This window comes from Polyangium jinanense (assembly GCF_028435265.1).
Classification (GTDB): domain Bacteria; phylum Myxococcota_A; class Polyangia; order Polyangiales; family Polyangiaceae; genus Polyangium; species Polyangium jinanense.
Genome location: NZ_JAGTJK010000011.1, coordinates 160046 through 179330, shown reverse-complemented (window position 1 = coordinate 179330; position 19285 = coordinate 160046). Strand labels below are relative to the sequence as shown.

19 protein-coding genes are annotated in these 19285 nt (G+C 69.2%); 8 read left to right on the top strand and 11 right to left on the bottom strand.

The genetic code is table 11. The annotated features are described in order from the left end of the window. Positions 1–71: 71 nt before the first annotated feature. The 3 genes from KEG38_RS22230 to KEG38_RS22220 form a co-directional block, all read right to left on the bottom strand. Complete coding sequence (locus KEG38_RS22230; RefSeq protein ID WP_272421698.1) at positions 72–785, bottom strand: ATP-dependent Clp protease proteolytic subunit; 714 nt, start codon at positions 783–785, stop codon at positions 72–74. Between the two features lie 270 nt (positions 786–1055). Further along, a complete protein-coding gene (tig, locus tag KEG38_RS22225) occupies positions 1056–2321 on the bottom strand; it encodes a trigger factor (RefSeq protein ID WP_272421697.1) in 1266 nt (421 codons plus the stop codon). A gap of 238 nt (positions 2322–2559) precedes the next feature. Next, on the bottom strand, positions 2560–2730 hold the full coding sequence (locus KEG38_RS22220) for a transcriptional regulator (RefSeq protein ID WP_272421695.1): 171 nt from the start codon (positions 2728–2730) through the stop codon (positions 2560–2562). Positions 2731–3187: 457 nt separating this feature from the next. Between KEG38_RS22220 and KEG38_RS22215 the strand changes: the two genes are divergently transcribed. Genes KEG38_RS22215 through KEG38_RS22205 form a run of 3 tightly spaced genes read left to right on the top strand, consistent with a single transcriptional unit; the run spans position 3188 to position 5471 of the window. After that, complete coding sequence (locus tag KEG38_RS22215) at positions 3188–3985, top strand: ParA family protein (protein WP_272421693.1); 798 nt, start codon at positions 3188–3190, stop codon at positions 3983–3985. Next, complete coding sequence (locus tag KEG38_RS22210) at positions 3982–4893, top strand: ParB/RepB/Spo0J family partition protein (RefSeq protein WP_272421690.1); 912 nt, start codon at positions 3982–3984, stop codon at positions 4891–4893. Before KEG38_RS22215 ends, KEG38_RS22210 begins: the two co-directional genes overlap by 4 nt. A gap of 56 nt (positions 4894–4949) precedes the next feature. Then, entirely contained in the window at positions 4950–5471 is a 522-nt protein-coding gene (locus KEG38_RS22205) for a VTT domain-containing protein (RefSeq protein WP_272421689.1), read from the top strand. Here the strand turns inward: KEG38_RS22205 and KEG38_RS22200 are convergent, their stop codons facing one another. From KEG38_RS22200 to KEG38_RS22190, 3 genes are read right to left on the bottom strand one after another with little or no spacing between them, the layout of a single operon-like run. Next, positions 5472–6482, bottom strand: a complete 1011-nt coding sequence (locus KEG38_RS22200) for a tetratricopeptide repeat protein (protein ID WP_272421688.1) — start codon at positions 6480–6482, stop codon at positions 5472–5474. Beyond that, positions 6479–9265, bottom strand: coding sequence for a [protein-PII] uridylyltransferase (gene glnD, locus KEG38_RS22195; RefSeq protein WP_272421687.1), 2787 nt, complete (start codon positions 9263–9265; stop codon positions 6479–6481). Before glnD ends, KEG38_RS22200 begins: the two co-directional genes overlap by 4 nt. Continuing rightward, positions 9262–10074, bottom strand: a complete 813-nt coding sequence (locus tag KEG38_RS22190) for a CheR family methyltransferase (RefSeq protein WP_272421686.1) — start codon at positions 10072–10074, stop codon at positions 9262–9264. Before KEG38_RS22190 ends, glnD begins: the two co-directional genes overlap by 4 nt. A gap of 318 nt (positions 10075–10392) precedes the next feature. On the opposite strand from KEG38_RS22190, the gene KEG38_RS22185 reads away from it, so the two are divergent. Then, positions 10393–11298 (top strand): hypothetical protein, encoded by a 906-nt coding sequence (locus tag KEG38_RS22185; RefSeq protein ID WP_272421685.1) that lies wholly within the window; start codon positions 10393–10395, stop codon positions 11296–11298. A 7-nt stretch (positions 11299–11305) separates the two neighbouring features. Here KEG38_RS22185 and KEG38_RS22180 read toward each other — a convergent pair whose 3' ends face one another. Both KEG38_RS22180 and KEG38_RS22175 read right to left on the bottom strand, forming a co-directional pair. Beyond that, positions 11306–12193 carry a lysophospholipid acyltransferase family protein gene (locus KEG38_RS22180; protein ID WP_272421684.1) on the bottom strand — a complete coding sequence of 296 codons (888 nt, stop codon included), beginning with the start codon at positions 12191–12193 and terminating at the stop codon, positions 11306–11308. Positions 12194–12282: 89 nt separating this feature from the next. Further along, entirely contained in the window at positions 12283–12570 is a 288-nt protein-coding gene (locus tag KEG38_RS22175) for a hypothetical protein (RefSeq protein WP_272421682.1), read from the bottom strand. Between the two features lie 81 nt (positions 12571–12651). On the opposite strand from KEG38_RS22175, the gene KEG38_RS22170 reads away from it, so the two are divergent. Further along, positions 12652–13512, top strand: a complete 861-nt coding sequence (locus tag KEG38_RS22170; RefSeq protein WP_272421681.1) for an ABC transporter ATP-binding protein — start codon at positions 12652–12654, stop codon at positions 13510–13512. Here the strand turns inward: KEG38_RS22170 and KEG38_RS22165 are convergent. The 3 genes from KEG38_RS22165 to rpsB all read right to left on the bottom strand — a co-directional run bounded on the left by KEG38_RS22165 (position 13509) and on the right by rpsB (position 16507). Beyond that, complete coding sequence (locus KEG38_RS22165; RefSeq protein ID WP_272421679.1) at positions 13509–14444, bottom strand: polysaccharide deacetylase family protein; 936 nt, start codon at positions 14442–14444, stop codon at positions 13509–13511. The two genes, KEG38_RS22170 and KEG38_RS22165, sit on opposite strands and share 4 nt — an antisense overlap. Continuing rightward, positions 14437–15375 carry a translation elongation factor Ts gene (gene tsf, locus KEG38_RS22160; protein WP_272421678.1) on the bottom strand — a complete coding sequence of 313 codons (939 nt, stop codon included), beginning with the start codon at positions 15373–15375 and terminating at the stop codon, positions 14437–14439. The genes KEG38_RS22165 and tsf overlap by 8 nt, the downstream gene beginning before the upstream one ends. Positions 15376–15598: 223 nt before the next feature. After that, positions 15599–16507: a 30S ribosomal protein S2 gene (gene rpsB, locus KEG38_RS22155; RefSeq protein ID WP_276073349.1), complete on the bottom strand. Its 909-nt coding sequence runs from the start codon at positions 16505–16507 to the stop codon at positions 15599–15601. A gap of 419 nt (positions 16508–16926) precedes the next feature. Here rpsB and KEG38_RS22150 point away from each other — a divergent pair, with 419 nt between their 5' ends. The 3 genes from KEG38_RS22150 to KEG38_RS22140 all read left to right on the top strand — a co-directional run bounded on the left by KEG38_RS22150 (position 16927) and on the right by KEG38_RS22140 (position 19267). After that, positions 16927–18366 carry a DUF7125 family protein gene (locus KEG38_RS22150; protein WP_272421677.1) on the top strand — a complete coding sequence of 480 codons (1440 nt, stop codon included), beginning with the start codon at positions 16927–16929 and terminating at the stop codon, positions 18364–18366. Further along, positions 18363–18746, top strand: a complete 384-nt coding sequence (locus tag KEG38_RS22145; RefSeq protein WP_272421676.1) for a response regulator — start codon at positions 18363–18365, stop codon at positions 18744–18746. Before KEG38_RS22150 ends, KEG38_RS22145 begins: the two co-directional genes overlap by 4 nt. An 89-nt stretch (positions 18747–18835) precedes the next feature. Further along, on the top strand, positions 18836–19267 hold the full coding sequence (locus KEG38_RS22140; protein WP_272421675.1) for a PilZ domain-containing protein: 432 nt from the start codon (positions 18836–18838) through the stop codon (positions 19265–19267). The last annotated feature ends 18 nt before the right edge of the window (positions 19268–19285 follow it).

Genomic DNA, 19285 nt, shown 5'->3' with positions numbered 1-19285 from the left:
CCGAAAACAGCCCGGGCCGCGCGCTCCCAGCCGAGCGCCCGCCCTTCGCAGGCGGGCGTCGCGATCCTGCTTCACAGGGCCTGGGGCGAGCCCTTGATGCGCTTCGGCAGGACCTCGTCGATCAGGCCGTACTCCTTGGCCTGCGGCGCGCTCAGATAGAAGTCGCGCTCGATGTCCTTGGCGAGCTCCTCGCGATTCTTGCTCGTCGCGTCGGCGAGGATGTCGATCAAGGTCTCTTTCATCTTCTTGATCTCACGCGCCTGGATCTCGATGTCCGTCGCCTGGCCGCGCGCGCCGCCGAGGGGCTGATGGATCATCATGCGCGCGTGCGGCAGCGCGTACCGGCGGCCCTTGTGGCCCGCCGCGAGCAGCACCGCGCCCATCGACGCGGCCTGGCCGATGCACATCGTCGAGACCGGGCAACGGACGTACTGCATCGTGTCGTACATCGCGAGGCCGCTCGTCACGATGCCGCCAGGGCTGTTGATGTAGACCTGGATGTCCTTGTCGGGATCTTCGCTCTCGAGGAAGAGGAACTGCGCGATGACAGCGTTCGCCACGAAGTCGTCGATCTCGGTCCCGATGAAGACAATCCGGTCCTTGAGCAGACGGCTGAAGATGTTCCACTCGCGCTCGCCGCGGTGGGTCACCTCGGTGACCGTCGGCAGGACATACCCCTGCTCCCGGAGCGTGGTGAGGCCCGACGCCCGGTCGCTTGCCACCGCATCGTGGTCCCGCTCGAGAAACTCCATCGCCTGCTTACGTGTCTCGACTCGTCGGATCATCCAGGGCTCCGCTGTGGTTCGGCAAAAGGGTGCCGGGAGGCCCTAGTCGTGAGCCAGAAGCCCGCGCTTCGCAAGCCCGAACCGTGGGGTCGGTGTGAAGAAATGCGACGGCCGAGCGTGAGCCGTTTTCGCGCTTCCGCGAGGGAATTTCGTTCGTGGTGGGAGAGGCTCGAAAGCCTGGAGAGACATCGATGGACGTGAAGACGAAAACGGGCGCGCTGGTGACACCAGCACGCCCGTTCGTGATGCCGCAGATCGCGAGCGAAGCTCTCAGGCTTCCGTGATCTTCGCGGCGGCCTCGATGAGGTCGAGGATCTTGTCTTCCAGGATCATGCCAATCAGCATCTCCTGCTTCTTCGGATCACGGTACTCGGCCTTGACCTTGGCGACGTTCTTGCCGGTCTGCTCGGCGAGCTCCTCGTAGCCCTTCTCGATGTCCTGCGGCGTGACCTGCACGGTCTTCGACTTCGCGATCTCGGCCATGAGCAGGCCCGCGCGAACCTTCGTCTCGGCGTCGGCGTGCACGCGCGCGCGGATCTCGGGCGTCATCTCGAGGCGCTGGCCCTGGCGGCGCGCCGCCGTGACGAGCTCGCGCTCCGTGAGCTGCGCCTGCTGCTCGACGAGCGAGGGAGGCACCGGGATCGGGTTCGCCTTGCAGAGCTCGAAGACGAGCTTCTCCGCGACGGAGTCGGTCGCCTTCTGCTTGAGCTCCTTCTCGATCTTCGCCGAGAGCGCGGTGCGCATGGCCTCGAGGTTCTCGTGGCCCACGTCCTTCGCGAACTCGTCGTCGACCTCGGGGAAGTTCCGCTCGCGGACTTCCTTCAGCGTGACGTGGAACGTGCCCGTCTTGCCGCGGAGCGACTCGTTCGTGTGGCGCTCCGAGAAGGCCACCGTGGCGTCCTTGGACTCGCCGACGTTCATGCCGGTGAGGACGTCCTCGATCTCCTTGAAGACCTGGCCGCTGCCGATCTCGGTCTCGATCTCCTGCGGCTTGTCCTCGCGGACCTTACCGTCGACGTCGAGGGTGAAGGCGATGCGCACGAGGTCGCCGGCCTTCGCAGGACGCTCGGGCTCGGGCGTCGAGAGGGTCGCGTGCTCACGGCGGAGGCGCGCCACCTCGGCGTCGATCGCGTCGGCCGTGACCTCGGTCTTCGGCCGGCTGACCTCGAAGCCCTCCCACTTCACCTCGGCGATGTCGGGGCGAACCTCGAAGCGCGCCTTGTAGGAGAACGACTCCTCGGGGCGGAGCTCGACGGGGGCGATGTCGGGCTGCGAGAGGGGCTGCACCTGCTGCGAGGCAAGGGCACGGTTCAACGTGGTGTCGACCAGCCGGCGGGCGACGTCCGCGTGGATGCTGCCCGAGTAGAGGTGGGCGAGCACGTGGCGCGGCGCCTTGCCTTGGCGGAAGCCCCTCACGCGGGCGGAGCGCTGGAGGTTGGCGTAGGCCTTGTCCACCTCGGTGCGAACCTGCTCGGCAGGGATCTCGACCTTGAGCTCGACGAGGACCGGGGAGAGCTTTTCGACGGTGACTTGCATGGGCGTTCGTTGGAAGGAACGGCGCCATGCCATGCACGGCGAGAGGGGTCAAGCGAGGGCGGGTTTGAAGACAAAAAAAGAGCCCCGACGGAGAGGCGCCGTCGAGGCTCGGTCGGGTCCAAGCAGCCCAGGAGGTCCTGGCGAGACGTAGGGCTCGGCCCCCCGATGCGTCCGATGCCGCAACGCATCGGGGGAGCGCATCGGGGGACGGAGGCCCGCTCGCGGCGGGCCCCCTGCCTCAGAAGTCGCGCATGGAAGCGAAGGGATCGTCGTCCTGGTCGAGCTCCATCTCCTCCTCGAAGGAGGTGTCCTCGACGATGTCCTCGAGGCTCAGGTTGACGCGGGTGCCCGCGCGGATGATCTCACGCTCGAACTCGGCGAAGTTCTGGAAGCTCTTCGGCAGCGGCATGGCTCTCTCCTCGGCAGCACGCGGTCTCGGCGGGGCCGCGCGCGAAACAGATCGGCTCAGGTCGAACGGCGGTCGTGGTTCGGGAAAAGCGGGAGGACGCGGGCAGGCGCGGTGAGGCTCGGCGCGGCCCAGAAGGCCCGCGCGAGCACGCGGTCGCTCGCGGTCGACTCGTGGTGGGCAAGGGCGCTCGCGAGCCGAAGCCCACGGGCCCCAGGGCCCCTCCGGCCCCCGGAGCGGCGCGACATCGTTGGCGTCGACGACGTTGTCCTACATGCACCCACAGCGAGCGACATGTGCGCCACTGTAGATACTGGTGCGTCAAGGGCCAAAAAAACGTGATCGACGCGCCCTCGACGGGGGGGCGAGGGTCGTGTAAGCAGCCGCTACCCACGGGATCGTCCCCCGGGACGGACGACCCTCCACCGCGCCGGAAGGCGCGGCGTTCCCGGCACATTTCATGGCCCCCTCGCCCCTCATCTATGCCGTCGCCAACCAGAAGGGCGGCGTCGGCAAAACGACGACCTCGGTGAACCTGGCCGCGAGCCTCGCCGCGGCGGAGAAGCGGACGCTGCTCGTGGACTGCGATCCGCAGGGCAACGCTTCGAGCGGCGTCGGCGTGCGCCGGCCGAGCATCGAGCGTTCGCTCTACGACGTACTCATCGGCCGCTCGACGCTGCGCGAGACGGTGATCTCGACGTCGGTGCCGCGGCTCGACGTGGTCCCAGCGACGCAAGACCTCGTGGCCGCGGAGATCGAGCTCGTCGACGCGCCCGACCGCGCGACGAAGCTACGCGACGCGCTACGGCCCCACACCGCCGGCTACGAGTACGTGATCCTCGACTGCCCGCCGAGCCTGGGCCTGCTCACGCTGAACGCGCTCGTGGCCGCGGACCGGGTGCTCGTACCGCTGCAGTGCGAGTACTACGCGCTCGAAGGTCTCACCTACCTGATGGCGACGATCGACCGCGTGAAGGCAGCCTTCAACCCGGACCTCGGCGTGGAGGGGATCGTGCTCACGATGTACGACGGGCGGACCTCGCTGACGCACCAAGTCGCCGACGAGGTGAAGGGTCACTTCAAGGTCTTCGACTCGATCATCCCGCGGAACGTAAAACTCTCGGAGGCGCCGTCGCACGGAAAACCCGTGCTGCTCTACGACGCCTCGTCGAAGGGCGCGCAGGGCTACCTGAGCCTGGCGCGCGAGATCCTCGAGGTGAACCGGCCGAAAGGCAAAGCCGCGAGGCCGAGGCCATGAGCACGGATCCGAAGAACGCACCGCGCCGCGCCCTCGGCCGCGGACTCGACGCGCTCCTGCCCGCCGCCGCCCCCCCGTCGCCGTCCGGCGCGTCGTACGGCGACAAGAGCGTGTTCACGTGCCCGATCGAGCGCATCGGCCCGCAGCCGGGGCAGCCGCGGCAACACTTCGACGACGAGGCGCTCGAGGAGCTCGCCGCGTCGATCCGGGAGCACGGGATCCTCGAGCCGATCGTGGTGCGCCGCCCGCAAGCGGGCGCCGACAAGTACGAGATCATCGCCGGCGAGCGGAGGTGGCGCGCAGCGCAGCGCGCAGGCCTGAAAGACGTGCTCGTCGTGGTGAAGGACGTCTCGCCGAAGGAGGCGTTCGAGCTCGCGCTCGTGGAGAACGTGCAGCGCGAGGACCTGAACCCGATCGAGCTCGCCGAGGCGTTCGACAGGCTGCTCCGAGAGCACGGCTACACGCAGGAGTCACTCGCGGAGCGCGTGGGCAAGAACCGCACGACGGTGACGAACAGCCTGCGGCTCTTGAAGCTGCCCGCGCGCGTGCGGTCGATGGTGATCGGCGGCGACCTCAGCGAGGGCCACGCGCGCGCGCTGCTCGGCGCGCCCGACGAGAAGGCGATGGAAGAGATCGCCGACAAGGCGGTGCGTGGTCGGCTGCCGGTGCGAAAGGTCGAGGAGCTCGTGCGCACCTCGCGCGGCCCGAAGGAGGGCGGCGGAGGCAAAGGCAACAAGGCCGACGAGCCCGCGCCGAAGTCGCCGGGCGTGAAGGACCTGGAAGCGCGGCTCATGCGCAAGCTCGGCGCGAAGGTCGAGGTGCGCGACAAGGACGGGCGCGGCGAGATCGCCGTCGTCTACGGCTCGCTCGACGAGCTCGATCGGCTGCTCGCTCTGCTCGGCGCGTGACGCGAACATGAGGGCGGGCGCTTGCGGTGCCCGCCCGGTCGCCGCACGATGCCCTCGTGCCGAACGTCGTGCCCACGCTCGCGATGTTCTTCGGGCTGATGGTGCTCGCGGCCTTCGTGCCGCAGCCGCTGACGCCCGCGACACTCCTGGCCGCGAAGGCGGCGCCGCCGTGGGCCCTCGCGCTCGTCGCGGCCGTGGCGGCGGCGCTCGCGGCGTTCGTGGATCATCGCCTCGTGCGCACGACGTTCCAGATCAAGGCGCTCGCGGAGATCCGGAAGAAGTCGCTTTTCCAGCGCGCCGAAGGCTGGGTGAAGGTCGCGCCGTTCCTGACGACGGCGGCCTTCGCGGCCTTGCCGTTACCGTTCATCATCGTGCGGGTCTTGATGCCGCTCTCGGGCTACCCGGCGCTGCGATATGCTGTCGCCGTGGGGCTCGGGCGCGCGCCGCGCATCTACGTGCTCGCCGTCGTGGGCAAGGAGCTCGACATCCCGACGGAGCTGCTCGCCTTCGCCCTCGCGCTCGGCGCGATCGTGTCGCTCGCCGCGTTCGTGCGGCAGAGGCACGCGTCGAGAAGGTGATCAGCGCTTGTTGATCGCCTTGATCTCGCGGAGTTTGTCCTTCGCGGCCTTGCCGATCGGCGAGTCCTTCCCGAACTCGACGGCCTTGCCCATGGAGAACTCCGCGCTCTGCGGCTTCTGGAGCGCGAGCTGCGCGAGGCCCATGTAGTAGTACCCCGCGGCATAGTCGGGCTTCACCTTGACGGACTCCTGGTAGTCCGCGAGCGCGCCGGCCTCGTCGCCGAGCTCGTGCTTGCAGGTGCCACGACGGACGAACCACTCGGGGTCGGTCCCCTTGAGCTTGATCGCTCGGTCGAACGCGGCCACGCAGTCGCCGAACGCCTTGCCGTAGCCGAACATGCGGCCGACCGTGACGAGCATCGCGGGGTCGTCCTTCGTGCCTTCGAGGACCTTCTTCAGGTGCGGCACGGCCTTCTCGTGTTGCTTCGCTTCGGCGAGCATCGCGGCGTACTCGAAGCGCACCTCGACGTTGTCGCCCTTCGCGATGGCCGTCTCGTACGCCTTCGACGCGCCCTCGACGTCGCCCTTCAGGCCGAGCGCGTAGCCGAGGTTGCGCAACATGCCGACGTCGCCGGGCGTCTTTTCGAGCGCTGCGCGGAGGTACTTGATGGCGTCGTCGGCGCGCGGCGGGCTCGTCGAGAGGTAGATGGCCGCGAGGTTCTGCGCGGCCGCGGCGAGGCCCGGCTTGATCTGGAGCGCGGCGAGGTAGGACTTCTCGGCGCCGGCGAGGTCGTTCTCCTTTTCGAGCACGAGGCCCATGTACGCGTGCGCCTCGGCGTTGTCCGGCGACGCCTTGAGCGCGCGCTCGAGGTGGACCTTGCCGGCCGCGTACTGCTCCTTGTCGATGTAGGCGACGGCGCGCTGGAAGTCGGTCTGCGCGGCGCCTTCGTTGATGCCCTCGCTGCCGCCGAGCGGCGGATCGGCGACGAGATCGGGATCCTTCGGCGGCGGCGTGCTGCCGCAGGCCGAGAGGAGAAGCGCCGTGATGCAAGGGAGGAGGAAGGCTCTCATCGCTCTGCGCGAGGAGGAGGAGGAGAAGACCATGGCCCGCTGTTTCCTTCTTGCTCGAGCGATTCGAGCACCGACTCGATTCGTTGCCGCACCTCGGCGGCGCGCTTGCCCGGCGCCACTTTACCGCCGTCCGCCTCGCTGACGTAGAACACATCGGCCGCGCGCGTGCCCTCGGTGTTGATCTTGGCCACGACGATGCTGAGGCCGAGGCCGTAGAGCGCGTCGGAGATGGCGTGCAGGAGGCCGGGGCGATCCCGGGTCATCACCTCGATGACCGTGTGCCGCGGCGAGGCGCGATCGTCGATGGAGACCTGCGTGCGCACGCGTGGCGTCGCGCGGCCCGGCAGCGTGCTCTTGCCGCGCTTGCTCGCGAGCTCGGCCGTGGTCGTGCGGCCTTCGAGCACCGCGTCGAGGTCCCGCACGAGGACCGGCAGCGCACGCGCGACGCCCTCCACGCCCTCGGCGCGATCTCGCACCCAGAAGAGGTCGACGGCCTCGACCGTGCCGTCCGGCAAATGTCGCGAGTGGATCTGCGCGGCGTGTACTTCGAGACGCGAGGCCGTGAGCGCGGCCGTGATCGACGCGAGGAGGCCGGGGCGATCCGCGGCGATCACGCAAATCTCGGCGGCCTGCGGGTGCCTCGAAGGGACGAGCGCGACGCTGACCGTCCGCCCCTCATGCTTGCGCGCAAGCTCGGCGTGCGCGGAGATCGCCGCGGGGGCGTTCGAGAGCAGGTAACGCTCGGGCATCGACGCGAGGTACGCCGGGACGAACGCTTGCCGCGCGGTCCGCTCCTCGTCCGAGGACGCGGGGAGCGCGAGCGCGGCTTCGAGCACGGCCGACTGCGCACGCGCCAAGCGCTCGTCCTCGCCGGGGTTGCCCGCGAGCGCACGATCGGCGGCGAGGTAGAGCTCGTCGAGCATGCGCGCCTTCCACGAGGTCATCGACGTCGGGCTGGTCGTGGAGAGGTCGGCGACGGTGAGCAGGTAGAGCTCGGAGAGCGTGTCCCGATCGGGGATCACGCGTAAGAACTCCTCGATCGTCGCGGGATCGTCGAGGTCCCGTCGCGTCGCGACGTGGTACATCACGAGGTGCTGACGCACGAGGTGGCACGCGGCCGCGACGTCCTCGGCCGGCAAACCGATGCGCTTCAGGATGCCGTCGGCCATGACGGCGCCGCGCTCGCTGTGATCCTTGCCGCCGATCGCCTTACCCACGTCGTGCAGGAGCGTCGCGAAGAACAGCATCGTCTTGCGTGTCGCCTCGGCCGCGAGTCGGCACGCGAGCGGGTGCTCGGCCGTGAGCTCGCCACGCACGAGCGCCGCGAGTCGATCGACGGCGGCCACCGAGTGCACGTCGACCGTGTACACGTGGTAGACGTCGTGGTGCACGCGTCCGACGACGGGTAAAAACTCGGGGATCATCGCGAGGAGGAGCCCGAGGTCGTGCATCTCGGCGAGTGGAGATCCGCGCTTGAGACGCGTCTCCTCGGTCGTCGAGACGAGCGCGCAAAAGAGGCGCGCGGCCTCGGGGCTCTCGCGCAGGCTCTCGGTCCAGGAAGGATCCGCGGCGGCGCGCGCAATGGCGTCGCGGGCCCACGGAAGGAGCGGCGCGCGGCGCTCGACGGCCGCCGAGAGCATGCGCAGCGCGAGCGCGGGATCCTTGGTGACGAGCTCGAGCTCGCTCATCGTCACGCAGCCGTCGAACATTCGCACGCCGCCGCCGAGGTCCTCCTCGCGCGGCTTCTTCTTGCCGAGCATCGGCGCGGCGCGCGCGAGCATGGTCTCTCGAGCGCTCGAGATGATGCGCGCGCTGCGGTAGTACGCGCTCATCATCTTCTCGACGGCCTCGCCGCCCTCGCCGTAGCCGAGCAGCGCCGCGATCGATTCCTGCTCGTCGAACGTGAGCCTGTCGCTGCGCCGCCCCGCGTGCGCGTGGAGCAGGTTCCGGATGCGGAAGAGCAACTCGCGCGCCGCGGCGATCTCCGCCGACTCGCGCGGCAAGAGCGCACCCACGCGCACGAGATCGTCGAGCTCGTGCACGCCGAAGCGCGCCTTCCCCGCCCAGCCCGCGATGTCGAGATCGCGCAGGCCCCCCGCGCCGTTCTTCACGTCGGGTTCGAGCAGATAAACCGATCCGCCGAACCGCGCGTGCCGCTCGCGCACCTCGTCCTCGAGCTGCGCGAGGAACCGAGGCAGCTCCGCGTGCGCGAAGAGACCGGCGTCGCACCGCGTCTTCAGCTCGTCCGAGAGCGCGCGGCTCCCCGTGATGTGCCGGTAGTCGAGCAAGCTCGTCGCCGTGGGCAAATCCGAGCGGGCCGCTTCGACGAGCTGCTCGACCTTGCCGACCTGATGACCAATCGGCACGCCCATGTCCCAGAGCGGGTAGAGCAGCGCCTCCGCCACGGCCGCAGCCGCGCCGAGATCCCGCGCGAGGAGCCGCACGTCGAGATCGCTGCCGAGCGCGAGCGCGCCGCGCCCGTACCCACCCACGCCGCCGAGCGCGACCTCTTCGAACGCGTCGGCGACCTCCTTCGGCGCGGCCTCGCCGCCGGGCAAACGCAGGCGTCCTTCGCGCGCTTCGGTCCGCAGGATGTCGAAGAGCCGCGTGAGGAGCTCGTCGCAGTGCCGCGCGTGCTTGCGGCCGAGCACGAGCCCGCATGCGTCGAGCGGCGCGGGGTGGCTGCTCGAAGGCACGAGCGCTTCGAGCTCGGCGCGTCGCGCGGACCATTCGCGGCGAAGATCCACGAGCACGCCCGTCGGATCCTTCACCTCGGCGTTCATGGTCGTCGCTTCGGGGGGCGGAGTGCGGTGACGGTAGGCGCGAGACGGAACGGCTCGAGGCCCATGCCGCGCAGGCGGAGCACCTCACTCGCGGCCGAGAACAAAAGTCCCCCGTCTTCGAGCTCGTTCGCGAGCCGCATGGCGACCTGCTCGCCGGCCTGCGTCGTCAGGTAGAGCAGCACGTTCTTGAACAGGATGATGTGGAACGGCCCCTGCGGCACGCGCTTGACGAGGTCGTACTCCTCGAACTCGACCGCGTTGCGCACGAGCAGGCCCACGCGCAGACGGCCGTTCTGTTCGTCGCAGAAGCGCTCGACCCACGTGGGCGGGATGTCACGCGCCGCCTCGCGCCCGTACGTCGCTTCGCGCGCGACCGCGATCGCCTCGGCCGAACGATCCACGCCGAGCACGCGGAAGCGCCGGCGCGCCGCCGTGAGCAACATGCCCATGGTGTAGGCCTCTTCGCCCGTGCTGCAGCCGGCCGAGAGCACCGCGAGCTCCACGTCCGCGGGGAAGAGTTTTTCGAGCTGACGCTCGATCGCCTCCCACTGCGCGCCGTCCCGGTAGAAGCGCGTCTCGCCGACGCGCAGCGAGGTGACGATCTGCTCGACCGCGGCCTTGTCCTTGATGAGCTCCCGCGCGACCTCGTTCATCGACAGGCCGCTCCTGTACGACTGATGCTCGAGGTAGCGACGCACGCGATCGCGCACCCATCCGGGCGTCGCGCCGCTCGAGCCGAAGCCGAAGAGCTCTTCGGCGAGCCTCAGCGCGACGTCGACGGCTCGATCGCCCGAGTCAGGTCCAGACACGGATGAGCCCTTCGCGCGCGCCATGCAGATCGTGTTCGCTTGGGAGAAGCTCGCGCGACGCATGCGCCCCCCGCCACGCGCCGTCCTCGAGGCGCGCGCAGGGCATGTCGTCGGTCGACTGGCTTCCCGCTTCCATCGCGCCGCCAATTTATCACCAAGGGCGGGCCATCCAGGCCAAACATTCACCTTTCCGACCTCCCTCCGCCGTGAACCCGGGTCTACGCCCCCGCTCGCCCGGCGTGATACACTGCCCGAGGTCCCTCGCATCGACCCCGGAAAGCACGTATGGCTTGGAACTTGCTCCCTTTCGCCCCCGCCATGCGCAAGACGATGCTCTGCTCGGCCACGGCGCTCGCTTGGTTCCTCACCGCCGGAATCGCGTCGGCCCAGGTGCCGCCCCCGCCGCTCGAACCGCTTCCGCCCGGAGCGCCCCTCCCGCCCAACATCGTCCAGCATCCCGACGGCCGCACCACCGTCACCCGCACCCCTGAGGAGGGCGTCGACGTCCACGCGCAGACGAGCTCCGGCACGGTCCACGCTTACGGCTGCGGCCGCGTCGACGTCGATCCCCGCGCCACGCAGCCCGCCGAGGCTCCGCACGGCGCGTGTCCCCTCCCCCACGCTTCGCCGTACCCGTACCCCTACACGCCTCCGCCTGCGTACGCCTATCCGCCCCCGCCTCCGCCTCCGCCGCCCGCGCGCAAACAAAAACCTCGATACGCCCCGGATCCGGGCCGCCGCGGCGCGCTCATCGCGTCGAGCATCATCTTCGGCCTCGGTACGGTCACCACCGGCGCCGCGTACCTCATCTCGCTCGGCGCGAGCGCGGCCTGTGGCGCCACGGAGGTCTGCAACGTCGAGCCCTCGAAGTCCGCGCTGTATGCGATGGGCGCGATCCTGACGATCACGCCGAGCGTCCCGCGCTTCGTCGTGGGCGACTGGGGCAAAGGGCTGCTCTACACGGCGCTCCGGGGCGGCTCGTTCGCCGCCGGCACGATGATCGAATGGGACGACCCGACCCACCTCGTCCCGCTCACGTTCGCGTTCCTCGCGCCGCTCACGCTCGGCATCGTCGACCTCGCGACGACGCCGCATCGCGAGCAGCTCGAAGCCAAGAAGCAAAACACCGCGAGCAGCTTCGAGCTTCAGGGCATCGGTCCGACCGTCGCGTACGACCTCCGCGGAAGCACGATCCCGGCCCTCGGCGCGATCGGCACGTTCTGACGCACGCTCAGCCCTTCTTCACCCGGCGAAGCTCCTTCCAACGCCGGTGCAACCACAACCACTGCGCCGGGTACGTCTCGACGAACGACGCGAGCGCATTCGTGATCCGCGCCGCGACCTGCACGACATCGGCCCGCGTGGCGAGCGCCTCGGGCTCGATCAGATCGACGGCATCGAGCTCGTGCAATCCATCGTCGCGGCGGCGGCCGAAGGCGACGACGATCGGCGCACGCGCGCGTGCGGCCATCAGAAACGGGGCGAGATCACACCACGCAGGCGCGCCGAGGAACGGGATCTGCGCAACACCGGCAGCACGCTCGGGGGCTTGATCGATCATCATCGCGACGACGTCACCGCGTGCGAGCGCTTCCCGTACGCGCGTCGTGGCGCCGCGGGCGTCGACGAGCAGGACACCACGCTCCGCGCGCAGGCGTTGCCAGGTGCGATCGAGCGCGCGCCATGACAAACGCTTCGTGATCACGTGCAGTGCCGGCGTGCGTCCCGACAGCCCCTCGTGCTCTCGGAGCCACGCCGCCGCCGCGCACGCCGAGAGATCCCAGTTGCCCGTGTGCGCCGTCGCGACCACCACGCCGCGGCCATGTACGAGCGCCCGCGTGAAGACGTCCGCGGCCCGCGGTGACACCACGAGCTTCGGTTCGAGCGGCTCCTCTGGCCGCCCCGCGGTCCAGAGAAGCTCGAGCAGGCCCGCGCCGAGCGAGCCGTACATCGCGGCCGCCGCGCGCCTCGGCTCCGGCACGCCCGCGCGCTCCATGGCCGATTCGACGTGGCGGCGACGCACGCGCACGAGCCCGAAGGCAAGCGCGCCCAGCACCGCGCCGAACGAGCGAAGCGCGCGGTACGGCAAGAGCCCGACGAGGCGCGCCACGAGCCACATCCACAGAGGTCCTCGCGAACCCTGCGGGAGGGCCTCGGGCGCGCCCTCTGCGCGAGCGCCGAGCGTCTCGTCCGCTCGGCTTCGCGCGCTCAACCCAAGAAGCCCGCCTTGCGGCCCGCGGAGACCTTCGTGCCGCCGTCGAGGCTGACCGCGAAGAGATCCTCGCGCGCCACGAAGAACGTCTCGCCCTTGTTCGAGCGTGCCCGGATGACTCCGTGGGCGAGCCGCAGCGACTCCACCTTCGCGATGTTCAGCGCGACGCCGTCGTGCGCGGCGTACAGCGTCAAGAGCTGCCCCTCCGGCAGGCGAAGCCAACCCTCCGGGTCGGTCGTGACGGAAGCGCTATCGAGCACGGTGCGAAACATGTCCTCGGTCATGCGGCACATTTCCCGCCACGAGCCCCACGCGTCAAGCGCGAGCGCCCTTCGGACGAGACCGCGTGGTAGCCTCGACGCGCGATGTCCGCCGGAGGCACGAGCCAACCACCCCGGATCCCGCCGGAGGATCACGTCTTCGTCGACAACGTGAAGAAATCGTTCGGGACGACGCAGGTCCTGAAAGGCGTGACGATGCACCTCCGCCGCAAGGAGACGGCGGTGATCATCGGCGGCTCGGGCGCAGGCAAGACGACGCTGCTGCGGCTCCTCATCGGCCTCGAAAAACCCACGAGCGGGCACATATGGGTCGACGGCGAGGACATCGGCCCGCTCGGCGAGCGTCAGATGAACCGCGTGCGGCAGAAGTTCGGCATGGTCTTCCAGTACGCGGCGCTGCTCGACTCGCTGAACATCTTCGACAACGTCGCGTTCCCCTTGCGGGAGCACCGCAAGCACATGTCGGAGAAGGACATCCGCGACAAGGTCGTGGGCATGCTGAACCTGCTCGGGCTCGAGAACAAAGAGAAGCGCATGCCGAGCGAGCTCTCGGGCGGGCAGCGAAAGCGCGTGGGGCTCGCGCGCGCGCTCATGCTCGAGCCGAAGATCCTGATCTACGACGAGCCCACGAGCGGTCTCGATCCGCAGACGAGCCGCATGGTCGACGATCTCATCGAGGAGACGCGCGATCGGTTCGGCGTGACGAGCGTGGTGATCTCGCACGACATGGCGAGCACGTTCCGCATCGCGCACCAGGCGTTCCTCGTGATCCAGGGCCAGGTCGTCGCCTCGGGCACGCCCGACGAGCTCGCCTACGGCGAGAGCGAGATCGCGCGCGAGTTCATCGCGGCCTCGGGCGTCGCGCCCGAGCGCATCTCGCGCGTCGAGAGCTTGAAGCAAGCGCCGGAGGGCGGCGCCGCGGTGCGGTATCACCCGACGAGCTAGACGACTTCGTGAGCGGCTTCCTCGAGCGTGACGAACTTCGTACCGCGCTTCGCGAGCACGTCGATCGCCGTCGAGAGCGCGTCGAGACGCTTGGCGAGCGGGATCCGGAGCTCGCGCTGATGCGGGACGAGGTGCGCGAGGCCGTCGCTCGCGTCGAGAAAATCGATGCCGTGAAGCTCGAGGTTCACGAGTGGCTCCCCTGCGCACTGCGCGGCAAGCACGCGCGCGACGCGAGGCCCGGCAACGGCGATCGAGGTGCCGATGAATGGCAAGCGAAGGCCCGGCGTGACCTGGATCGGGAGCTCGACGAGCGCGCGGTTTCCCGGGCGAAACAAGGGTTTGCCCGGGCGATACGGGCGTGTCGGCGCGGCGAGCACGCGCGGCGTATCGAGCACGGAAGCGCTCGTACGCCCGACGATGCGCATGGCCCCCATCACGAGCGCCTTCGCGCCGTAGTACGCGGGGCACGGGAAGACCGACGAATCGAAGCGCAACCCGAGCGTCTCCAGCGCATCGAGCACGACGTCGGTCACGGTGTACCCCGGCGCGCGGAAGCCCATCGGTCGCCGCCCCGTGGCGCGCTCGATGGCATCCTGCGCGGCCGCGATGTCGCGCTGGATCTCTTCGGGCGAGGCGCGCGTGAGATCGTAGCGATGCGAGAACGAGTGGTTCTCGACGACGTGACCACGCGCCGCGAGCTCCGCGAGCTTTGCCGCGCTCTCGGGCCTCGTGAGATCCGCGCCGATGGCGAAGAGGGTGAGGGGTAGGTCGTGCGCCCGCGCGAAGTCCGCCATGCGGGCGAGGGCGACGTCGTAGACGACGTGGAGGGCCGCGGCCTCGTCCGCGAGCGGAGCGAGGCCGTGGATGTGGTGGTAGTGCGAGATGCCGTCGAGGTCGACGGAGACAGCGCCGAAGCGCGTCTCGTCAGCCACCGGCCATCTTCGCAACTTCCGAGGCGAAGTCGGGGCCCTGCGGCTTCTCGATGCCCTCGCCGCGCTCGTAGCGGACGAAGCGCACGATCTTCACGCTGCCGCCCGCGGCCTTCTCCGCAGCCTGGCGCAGCTTGTCGATCGTCTGGCCGGGGACCACGACCGACTCCTGCTCGGTCAGCGTGACCTCGCTGAACCACTTGTTGAACTTGCCCTCGATGATCTTGGGCCACGCGCTCTCGGGCTTCGGCTTCGGGTCCTCGCGGAGCTGCCCCTCGAAGATCTCCTTCTGCTTGGCCTTCGCGTCGTCGCTGATGTCCTCGCGGACGAGCGCGACCGGGTTCATCGCCGCGATCTGCATCGCCGTCTCGTCGGCGAACTTCAGGACCTCGGCGTGCTGCGCGACCGCGTCGCTCTCCGTCTCGAGCGAGAGCACGACGCCGATCTTGCCGCCGAGGTGCACGTACGCGTGCGCCACGCCCGACTTGCCGGCGGGGACCTCGGTGCGGTCCCAGCGGCGAATGTCGATCTTCTCGCCGATACGCGCCGTGAGGTCGACGATCACGTCGCCCACCTTCTTGCCGCGGAGATCACTGTTCTTGAGGTCAGCGCCGAGGGGCGCGGCCTCCGCGAGACACAGCACGTCGCCAACGAAGTTCTTGAACTCGTCGCTGCGCGCGGAGAAGTCCGTCTGGATGTTGACCTCGACCAGCGTGGCGGCGCGCTTGTCCGTCGAGATGGACGCGCGAACCTCGCCCTCGCTGGCGACGGCGCCGGCACGCTTGGCGCTCTTCGCGAGGCCCTTCTTCAGGATGATCTCGACGGCCTTTTCCATGTCGCCCTCGGCCTCGGTGAGGGCGTTCTTGCAGTCGCTCATGCCCGCCTGCGTACGCTCGCGGAGCTCCTTGATCGCCTGCGGATTGATGCCGGCCATGGCTCGTATTCCTCCGGAAAATGTATCGTTCGTGTTGGGGAAATTTTCGTGGTTCGGGCGCCGGGCTCGGCTCGTCCGAGCGGAGCCCCGAACGTGGACAGGATGCTCTCAGGGATCCCCGGGGGCCGATGGTGGCAGGAAGGGCGCCACCCCGAGCGAGGCCTGAAACCTCGCACTCGAAAGGGAGCGCCCTGCCGTCACGCTCGCCCTGCCGGGCGCGTGCTCACTGCTGGGGCTGATCGCCGCCGCCGCCGCGACCGCCACGGCCGCCGCGACCGCCACGGCCGCCCTGGTACACGCTGATCTCTTCACGACGGCCGCCGCCGCCCTGCTGCTGGCCGCCCTGCTGCGGGCGCTCGCGCTCCTGCTCGCGCTCCACGTCCTTGCGGCGCTGCGAGCCCTCGAGCGCGGCGTCGGCGATGCGGGCCGTGATGAGCCGGATCGACCGGATCGCGTCGTCGTTGCCCGGGATCACGTAGTCGATGAGATCCGGGTCGCAGTTCGTGTCCGTGATCGCGATGACCTGCACGCCGAGCTTGCGCGCCTCGTTCACCGCGATCGACTCCTGGTGGGGGTCGATCACGAAGATCGCGGCCGGCACCCCGCCCATGCCCTTGAGGCCGCCGAGGTACTTCTCCAGGCGATCGCGCTCCTTCTCCATACGCGCGACCTCCTTCTTGACGAACTGCTCGTACGTCCCGTCCTCCTTCATGCGCTCGAGCGTGCGGAGGCGGTCGAGGCCCTGCTTGATCGTGCGGAAGTTCGTCAGCGTGCCGCCGAGCCAGCGGTTCGTGACGAAGTACATCCCGGAGCGACGGGCCTCTTCCTGGACGATGTCCTGGGCCTGGCGCTTCGTCCCGACGAACAGGATGCTGCCGCCGCGGCCGACCGCGTCGACGACGAAGTCGTACGCGCGCTTGAAGAGGCGCACCGTCTGGTCGAGATCGACGATGTGAATGCCGTTGCGTGCGCCGTAGATGAACGGGCGCATCTTCGGGTTCCAGCGCTTCGTCTGGTGGCCGAAGTGCACGCCTGCATCGAGCAGCGAGCGGAGGGGCAGCGGGAACTCGCCGGGGCCGGGGGGCACGAAGGTGCCAGCGGACTCAGCAGTGGACATCGAAATATCGGTCATGGCACGGATTCCTTCTCGGGTTCGGTTGGACCTCCGCTCCCCATCCTGCGGACAACCCCCCGGGATCTTCGGATCCCTGGGAGCACCGGCCGCAAGTCCCACCTTTCGGGGCGTGTGCCGGGGGAGCGTGTGGAGTCCGTTTGCGTGGTCGACGCTCGGGGCTTCGGGTTGCCTGACGGCATCCTTCGCCCCAAAACATCAGCCCACGCTTGGGGTTTCGGCCGCCTGACGGCGTCCTTCACCCCAAACCCCAGCCAAAGCTCGGGCAAACGGGGCGCGCATCCTGCCCCGCGAAATGGGGCTTGTCAACGGAAGGAACGGGCCTTTCGTTCGGTTCCTCGCGGTGAACCTCCTCACGCGCTATCCGTACGGAGGAAAACGCGACGACGGACGGACCACCGGCATCCCAGGGGAACGCCATGAAACAGGATGACGCCGAGCGACCCAGCCTCGACCGGATTCCGACGGGAATCACAGGTCTCGACACCGTCCTCGGCGGAGGCTTCCTGGCCGGCAGCGTCCACCTCGTCGTAGGTCCGCCCGGGAGCGGCAAGACCATCCTGGCCAACCAGATCACCTTCCGCCGCGCCGCGACGGGCCAGACGGCCGTGTACGTCACGCTGCTCGCGGAGGCGCACGCCCGCATGCTCGCGCATCTCGCGGCGTTCGAGTTCTTCGACCCGACGTTCGTGCCCCACCGGATCGTCTACATGAGCGGCTACGGCGTGCTCGAACAGAGCGGGCTCGACGGCCTGCTCGAGCTGCTCGGCCGTACGATCCGGGAGCACGGCGCGATGTTCCTCGTGCTCGACGGGCTCGGCACGGCCGAGGAGTTCGCTCCCACGACGAGCGTATTCAAGCGGTTTCTCCTGACGCTCTCGACCTCGGCGAGCTTGACCGGCTGCACGATGCTCCTGCTCGCCACGCAGCGCGCCTCGGACTTGCCGCGGCCCGAGCAGGCGACGGTGGACGGGCTCATCACGCTGGACAAACGCCGCGCCGGCCCGCGCTCGGTGCGCGAGATCGTGGTCGAGAAGATGCGGGCCACGAACTACGCGCTCGGCGCGCACGCGATCGACATCGACGAGAAGGGCATGCACGTCTACCCGCGGCTCGAAGCCTGGCCCTTCCAGCCGCCCTCCATGGTGCCCCCGCAAGGGCGCCTCGGCTTCGGCGTGCCGGGGCTCGATGCAATGCTCGGCGGCGGCATCCTCGCCGGTTCGTCCACCGTGCTCGCGGGGCCGCCCGGGACGGGCAAGACGCTGCTCGGGATGAGCTTCCTCCTCGAGGGCATCCGCCGCGGCGAGCGCGGGGTCTACCTCGGCTTCGGCGAGGCGCCGGCGCGGATCGTCCAGGCCGCAAGTGGCATTGGGCTCGACGCCCAGGGCGCGCTCGATCGCTCCGAGCTGACGATGCTATGGTATCCCCCTACCGAGGGTACGGCGGACGCAGTTGCGTGGCGCCTGCTCGAGGCGGTCAGCGAGGAGGGGCAGAAGCGCGTGTTCATCGACGAACTCCGCGGCTTCCGCAATATGGTAACGGACGTCGAGCGACTCGATCGCTTTCATGCGGCGCTCTGGGCCGAGCTCGCGAGGCGTGGTGCGACCACGGTCCTCGCGGAGACGATCTCCACGTGGGATCGCGCGCCGAACGTGAGCGCGTTGCCGCAGGCCGCCTTCGTCGACAATGTGATCGTCCTCGAGGAGGAAGAAAAAGGGCGGCGGCTGCGCAGGTACGTCGCGTCGCGCAAGGTCGCGGGCGGCAAGCACGATCCCTCCTTGCGTCGGCTCCGGATTTCGAGTCAGGGGATCGAGGTGGAGCGACCGAGCGCGCGAAGGCGCCTCCGGGGGAGCGCGTGAAGACGATCCTCGTCGTGGACGACGAACTCGACATCGTTGACGTCCTGAGCGACCTCCTGACCGCGGAGGGCTACCGCGTGATCACGGCGTCGAACGGGCGCGAAGGGCTCGCCCGCATCGCCGAATCGCGGCCCGACCTCGTGCTGCTCGATCGGATGATGCCCGTCGTCGACGGGGCCGAGATGCTGCGGCTGATGCGCGAAGACGCATCGCTCGGAGGGATCCCGGTCGTGATGATGAGCGCGGCCGAAGGGCGGAGGCTCTCGCAGGAGCTCGGGTGCGCGGCGTTCCTGAAGAAGCCCTTCGACCTCGGCACGTTGCTCGACACGGTCGCGCGGCTCGCTGGTAGGGGCGATCGCGAAGAGGTCGCGCGAAGCTAGGCAACGCTGAAAACCGCCTTGGGCGTTCGGCCTTGTCACGAGCGGCGCTCCCGCGGGAAGATTCCCCGAGCGCGCGCCGAGGTACGCCCATGAGCAACCAAGATCGTGAAGAAGAAGCACCGCTTTCCGAAAGCCCCCTATCGGGCCCCGCATCGGACCGCCGCACCGCGTTCCGGCACACGGCCGTCTTTCCCGCCCACATCGACACGGGCAACGGGCACAAGCGCACCGCGGTGATTCGTGATCTCAGCGTCTCGGGCGCCCTCGTGCTCACCCGTGCGCGCGTGAAGATCGGCGACGAGGTGACGCTGTCGCTGTACCTCACGGGAGACCCGAACCATTCCCGCGACGTGAAAGGACGCGTCGTGCGGGACGAGCGGCGCAGCGTCGAGGTCTCGGACATCTGGCCGTACGCCGTCGCCATCCACTTCAACGAGCCCTTCGAGGACATCGAGCCCGACGTGAAGGCGCTCGCCGAGAAGCAAGCGAGCCTCGGCCTCATCGGCGGCAAGGATCCCTGAACACGGCCGAGCCTCGCC